At 68.7% G+C, this 5,877-nt stretch carries 8 protein-coding genes; 5 read left to right on the forward strand and 3 right to left on the reverse strand.

Annotated elements, in window-relative coordinates; genetic code table 11:
• The 4 genes from WAW85_RS13695 to WAW85_RS13710 form a co-directional block, all read left to right on the forward strand.
• Window positions 1-1,174 (forward strand): biotin/lipoyl-containing protein (locus WAW85_RS13695; protein WP_422560155.1); only part of this gene is annotated, 1,174 nt, incomplete at its 5' end.
• A gap of 12 nt (window positions 1,175-1,186) precedes the next feature.
• Window positions 1,187-2,344 (forward strand): acyl-CoA dehydrogenase family protein, encoded by a 1,158-nt coding sequence (locus tag WAW85_RS13700; RefSeq protein WP_422560156.1) that lies wholly within the window; start codon window positions 1,187-1,189, stop codon window positions 2,342-2,344.
• A 10-nt stretch (window positions 2,345-2,354) separates the two neighbouring features.
• Window positions 2,355-3,155: an enoyl-CoA hydratase family protein gene (locus tag WAW85_RS13705; RefSeq protein ID WP_422560157.1), complete on the forward strand. Its 801-nt coding sequence runs from the start codon at window positions 2,355-2,357 to the stop codon at window positions 3,153-3,155.
• Window positions 3,152-3,754 carry a TetR/AcrR family transcriptional regulator gene (locus WAW85_RS13710; protein ID WP_422560162.1) on the forward strand — a complete coding sequence of 201 codons (603 nt, stop codon included), beginning with the start codon at window positions 3,152-3,154 and terminating at the stop codon, window positions 3,752-3,754. The genes WAW85_RS13705 and WAW85_RS13710 overlap by 4 nt, the downstream gene beginning before the upstream one ends.
• Window positions 3,755-3,808: 54 nt before the next feature.
• Here WAW85_RS13710 and WAW85_RS13715 read toward each other — a convergent pair whose 3' ends face one another.
• Both WAW85_RS13715 and WAW85_RS13720 read right to left on the reverse strand, forming a co-directional pair.
• Window positions 3,809-4,327: a glutamine amidotransferase-related protein gene (locus WAW85_RS13715; protein ID WP_422560158.1), complete on the reverse strand. Its 519-nt coding sequence runs from the start codon at window positions 4,325-4,327 to the stop codon at window positions 3,809-3,811.
• A gap of 21 nt (window positions 4,328-4,348) precedes the next feature.
• A complete protein-coding gene (locus tag WAW85_RS13720) occupies window positions 4,349-4,558 on the reverse strand; it encodes a hypothetical protein (protein ID WP_422560159.1) in 210 nt (69 codons plus the stop codon).
• A 60-nt stretch (window positions 4,559-4,618) separates the two neighbouring features.
• On the opposite strand from WAW85_RS13720, the gene WAW85_RS13725 reads away from it, so the two are divergent.
• Window positions 4,619-5,503 (forward strand): exodeoxyribonuclease III, encoded by an 885-nt coding sequence (locus WAW85_RS13725; protein WP_422560160.1) that lies wholly within the window; start codon window positions 4,619-4,621, stop codon window positions 5,501-5,503.
• Window positions 5,504-5,597: 94 nt separating this feature from the next.
• Here the strand turns inward: WAW85_RS13725 and WAW85_RS13730 are convergent.
• Window positions 5,598-5,877, reverse strand: a 280-nt coding sequence (locus WAW85_RS13730; RefSeq protein WP_422560161.1) for a helix-turn-helix domain-containing protein, incomplete at its 5' end; no start/stop codon positions are given.

The following is a 5,877-nucleotide window of genomic DNA, read 5'->3' on the forward strand; positions in this document are numbered from 1 at the left end:
GGTAGAACATCCGGTCACTGAACTGACCACCGGCGTCGACCTGGTGGCCTGGCAACTGCGGGTGGCCCAAGGTGAGCCGCTGGACGGCCCCGAGCCGGCCGCCACCGGGCACTCGATCGAGGTGCGCCTCTACGCCGAGGATCCGGCGCACGAGTGGCAACCGCAGTCGGGCACGGTGCACACCATCGACATCCCGGCCGACGTGCACTTCGGGCTGCTGGAGCGCCCGGGTATCCGGGTCGACTCCGGTATCGCCGACGGCAGCGAGATCTCCACCTACTACGACCCGATGCTGGCGAAGGTGATCTCGTGGGCGCCCACCCGCGCCCGGGCCGCCGCCATGCTGGCCCGAACCCTCGCCGACGCCAAGATCCACGGGCTGATCACCAACCGTGACCTACTGGTGAACATCCTTCGCGAAGAGCAGTACCTGACCGGGGACACCGACACCGCCTACCTGGAAACCGTTGGGTTGCAGGGGCTTTCGGCGCCGCTCGCCGGTGAGCGCGAGGTGCGGGTCGCCGCTATCGCCGCAGCGCTCGCGCAGTCGGCGGCCAATCGCGCCGGCGCGCAGACGCTCCGCGGGATCCCGTCCGGGTGGCGGAACCTGGCGTCGGGGTATCAGGGGGTGACCCTTCGACAAGCTCAGGGAGCAGGACAAGCTCAGGGAGCAGGACAAGCTCAGGGAGCAGGGGACGAGCTGGTGGTTCGCTACCGGATCGTCCGGGGCGTCGTGGAACTGCCCGACGACGCGGGTGTCGAGGCCGTCTCGTGGATGCCGGACCTGGTGGTGCTGCGGGTCGACAGGGTAGCCCGCCGGTATGCGGTCACCACCCATGCCGACCAGGTATTCGTGGACTGGCCCGGTGCGTCCGCCGCCTTTACCCGTCCGCCGCGCTACACCGATCCATCGGCGGTGACGCGCCCCGGTTCGCTGCTGGCCCCCATGCCCGGCTCGGTAATCCGCGTGGCGGTGGCGCAGGGCGACCGCGTCGTCGCCGGACAGCCGCTCCTCTGGCTGGAGGCGATGAAGATGGAACACACGATCAGCGCTCCGTCGGATGGAGTGGTGTCCGTCTTCGCCGTCGAGCCGGGCAAGCAACTGTCCGTGGGAGAGGTGCTCGCGGTGATCACCGAAGAAGCGCAAGACACAGCTGCGGCAGCAGCCGAATAGGAAAGAGCCCCCATGGATTTCGCAGAAACCACCGAACAGCAGGAACTGCGCGCGGCCGTCCGTGCACTCGGCGACAAGTACGGCGCGCAGTACTTCCAAGACTGCGCCCGCCAGGGCCGCAAAACCGATGAGCTGTGGCGCGAGGCCGGACAGCTCGGCTTCATCGGCGTGAATCTGCCCGAGGAGTACGGCGGCGGTGGTGCCGGCATGACCGAGCTCGCCATCGTGATGGAAGAGCTCGCCGCCACCGGCACCGGCCTGCTGATGTTGGTGGTCTCCCCGGCCATCTGCGGCAACATCATCGCGCGCTTCGGCACCGACGAGCAGAAGCAGCGCTGGCTGCCGGGCCTCGCCGACGGATCGATCACCATGGCCTTCGGCATCACCGAGCCCGACGCCGGATCCAACTCGCACATGATCACCACCACCGCGCGCCGCGACGGCGACGAGTGGCTGCTCTCGGGGCAGAAGGTGTTCATCTCCGGGGTGGATCAGGCCGACGCGGTGCTGATCGTCGCACGCACCGAGGACGCCAAGAGCGGGAAGCTGAAGCCTGCCCTATTCACGGTGCCGACCGACGCCCCCGGCTTCGAGGCCAAGATCATCGAGATGGCGCTGGAGAACCCGGAGAAGCAGTTCACCCTGTTCCTCGACGACGTTCGCCTGCCCGCCGACGCGCTGGTCGGCTCCGAGGACGCGGCGCTCAGTCAACTGTTCGCGGGGCTGAACCCCGAACGCATCATGGCGTCGGCGTCGGCGGTCGGCATGGCGCGCTACGCGTTGGAGAAGGCCGTCGCCTACGTCAGCGACCGCACCGTGTGGAAGGCGCCGATTGCCACCCATCAGGCGATCTCGCATCCGCTGGCCAAAGCCAAGATCGACGTGGAGGCGGCCAAGCTGATGATGCAGAAGGCGGCGGCGCTCTACGACGCGGGCGATGATTGGGCCGCAGCTGAACCCGCCAACATGGCCAAACTGCTCGCCGCCGACGCCGCGGTGTCTGCCGTCGACCACGCCGTGCACTCCATGGGCGGCAACGGGCTCACCGTCGAATACGGTGTGGCGCCGATGATCACGCTCTCGCGGATCGCCAAGATAGCCCCGGTCAGTCGCGAGATGATCCTCAACTTCGTCGCGCAGACCAGCCTCGGCCTGCCCAAGTCGTACTGAGCGAGCACCGATGACCGACGACCAGCAACTGGTACGCGTCGCCGTCGAGGCGGCGGTCTGCACCGTCACCCTCGACTCGCCGCACAACCGCAATGCGCTGAGCTCAACGCTCGTGCGTCAGTTGCGCGCGGCGATCATCGGCGCGGGCGAGGACCCCGGGGTGCGTGCCGTGGTGGTGACCCACACCGGCGGAACGTTCTGTGCCGGAGCGGATTTGGGTGAGGCGCTGGAGCGCGGCCGCACGCCGGAGGAAGCGACGAAAGAGGCGGGCGCCGCGATGTCGGCGCTGATGCGCGCGTTCATCGAGTTACCGAAGCCGGTGATTGTGGTGGCCAACGGGCATGTGCGCGCCGGTGGCTTCGGACTTGTGGGCTCGGCGGACATCGCGCTAGCCGGTCCGCATGCCACCTTCGCGCTCACCGAGTCGCGGCTGGGTCTCGCGCCGTCCATCATCTCGGTGGTGCTGCTGGCCAAGATGACGGCCCGGGCCGTCGGCCGCTACTTTCTGACCGGGGAGGCGTTCACTGGCGCTCAGGGCGTGCGCGCCGGACTGCTCACGGCCGCCACCGACTCCGTCGAAGAACTGCACGCCGTCCGGAACGAGATCCTGGAGAGCGTGCGCAAGGCCTCTCCCCAGGGGTTGGCCGCGTCCAAGAAACTCGCGACGGCGTCGTTGCTCGCCGGCTTCGATACGGCGGTGGCGCGCCGGGCTGCGGAGTCGATGGCGCTCTTCGATTCGGCGGAAGCGCGTGCCGGTATGACGGCGTTCCTGGCCAAACAGACGCCGCCATGGGACGCGAGCACATCATGACCGCTTCGGTGCGGGGCCCGCAGCAGGAGCGGTCGCGGCAGACGCGGGAGCGGCTGCTGACCTCGACCGTCGACATGCTGGCGGCCAAGGGCTGGTCGGCGACCACGGTGAGTGCCGTCGCCGAGGCCGCGGGCGTCTCACGCGGCGCCGCGCAACATCACTTCCCGGCGCGGGAAGATCTGATCACCGCGGTGCTCGAGGAGATGTTCCAGCGAATGACCGCCGAGGCGGCCGAGGCACTCGACGCGCTGCCATCAGGTGCCGAGCGGATCGAGGTGGTCGTCGATCGGGCGGTGGCGATCTACACCGGCAAGCAGTTCAAAGCCGCCCTGCAAGTGTGGGCGGCGGCGGCCTCCGACGAAGCGCTGCGCGAGGCAGTCCTGCCATTGGAAGCCAAACTCGCCCGGGCGGCACACAAACTCACCGTGCGCGGCCTGGACCCGGAAGGTACGCACGGTACCGAGGCGCACCGGCTGGCGCAGTTGACCCTGGATTTGGCCCGGGGCCTCGGCCTGGCCGACACCCTCTCCGACGATTCGGCCCGCCGCGCCCAAGTGACCGCCGCCTGGGTCGAGCAACTCACCCGCGCCCTGGCGTAAACGTGAGTGCAATCCGGCCGAGTGGGCGGATGGCGGTGTCGACTCGCGGCGTCGCTAATTCGACTCGGGATCGCCGCTCCGGGCGAGCTCGACGAAGCGCGTGAGCAATTCCGGCGGATGGGTCACGTCGCTGGCGCGGGCCATGGCGACCAGGTCGTCGTGCGCGGACGGATCGAAGTACCCATGGTGCCGATAGGTGCCGATCCGGGTGATAATGCCCTCGACGTCGAGTTCGGGATGGAACTGCGTGGCATAGACGTGCTGGCCGACGCGGAACCCCTGGACCGGGCAGGCCGGCGAAGACGCGAGCAAGACGGCGCCGGCGGGCAACTCGCTGATTGCTTCCTTATGGCCGACGAAGGCGTCGAACCGCTCGGGGAGGGCACCGAAGAGCGGGTCGTCCCGGCCAGCGGCGGAGAGGGTGATGGGGACCGCGCTGACCGGTTCGGTGAACTGTCGATCGATACGCGCGTTGATGGCCGTGCCCACCGCGCCGATGCCGTAGCAGGCACCCAAAAACCAAGTGTCCTGTGCGATGACGTCGGCGAGTAGCCGGGCGAGATCGACCTCCACCCGCAGCTGGTCGGCCGACTTCTACGAGACGGGATCGCTCGCGTTGTACGGCCCGCCGCCGAGGATGATCCCCGCGTATGCGCCGGGGTCCACCGGGCCCAGCGCAGTGCGGTCCAGCCGCACCCGCTCCACCTCGTCGGGCGCCAGTCCAGCGAATCGCACGAAGGCTGCGTACTCCTCGTCCGCGGCGTCGTCATCGGCCCGGATCGACAGCAGGAGGAAGGGTTTCACAGCGAGAAACCCTACCGGCCCGCGACGTTGAGGTCCCGATCGCAACGTACGGTGAGGGATATGCGCGTCGCGACCTGGAATGTGAACTCGGTGAAGCCGCGGATCCCGCGACTACTCCCGTGGCTGGATGAGCGGCAGCCGGACGTGGTCTGCCTGCAAGAGACCAAGGTGAACGACGATGCCTTCGCCGCCGAGCTCGGTGACGAATTGTCTTCGCGCGGTTACCAATTCGCGCACTGCGGGCAGGGGCAGTGGAACGGGGTCGCGCTGCTGAGCAAGGTGGGGCTCGACGATGTGCGCCACGCCTTCCCGGACGCGCCCGGCTTCCCCGATCCGGCCGACGCCCCCGAGGGGCGTGCGGTGTCGGCGGTGTGCGACGGGATCCGCATCTGGTCGGTGTATGTGCCGAACGGACGCGAGGTGGACTCCGACCACTACCGCTACAAGCTGAGCTGGCTGGAGAAGCTGCGGGCCGCCGTCACACCGGAGGCCGCCGACGCCATGGTGTGCGGGGACTTCAACATCGTGCCGGCCGACATCGACGTCTTTGACCCGGCCGCGCTAGTCGGGCACACGCACGCGACCGCGCCTGAGCGCGCCGAACTGGCGGGACTGCTGCATCTCGGGATGGTCGACACGCAACGCGCCCACTGGCCGGCCGAGCAGTACTACTCGTACTGGGATTACCGCGCCGGCATGTTCCACCAGAACCTCGGCATGCGGATCGACCTGATCGTGGCGGGTACGCCGATCGCCGACCGGGTGGCGGCCGCGTGGGTGGACCGGCAGGCGCGCAAGGGGAGCAAACCGAGCGACCATGCGCCGGTCATCGTCGACCTCGACGATGCCCCTGACGGCAACGTCGGGCCGATGGTGCCGCCGCCCTCGCGTCCGGCCAAGGTGAAGCCGGGTGCAGTGAAGCTCCCGCACACCGTCGCCGACTGACCGCATGGCCATCTCGGCGGGGTTGGCCATCGCACGAATCGAGGTGTGCCCGACGTTCGGAAATAGAAGAGCGCGCCGACCGATAGCCGCTCGCTCAGTGGATCCCCAAAGCGCGGATCCGCGCATACAGTGTGGATCGGCTGATGCCCAGGCGTTTGGCGGCGTGGCTCTTGTTGCCGTCGGCGGCGTCGAGCGCCTCGATGATCGCCAGTCGCTCGGCCTGTTCGAGTCCCAGCAGTCGCGCAACACGCGAGTTGCTGCGGTAATCGGGGGGCAGGTCGGCGACGTCGACGGTCCGCGCGCCACGCGCACGGGCCGTCTCCGCGGCCTCATCGAGCACCATCGCGAACTCGCTCAGATTGCCGGGCCAATCC

The organism is Gordonia sp. (in: high G+C Gram-positive bacteria) (assembly GCF_049299075.1).
Lineage (GTDB): Bacteria > Actinomycetota > Actinomycetes > Mycobacteriales > Mycobacteriaceae > Gordonia.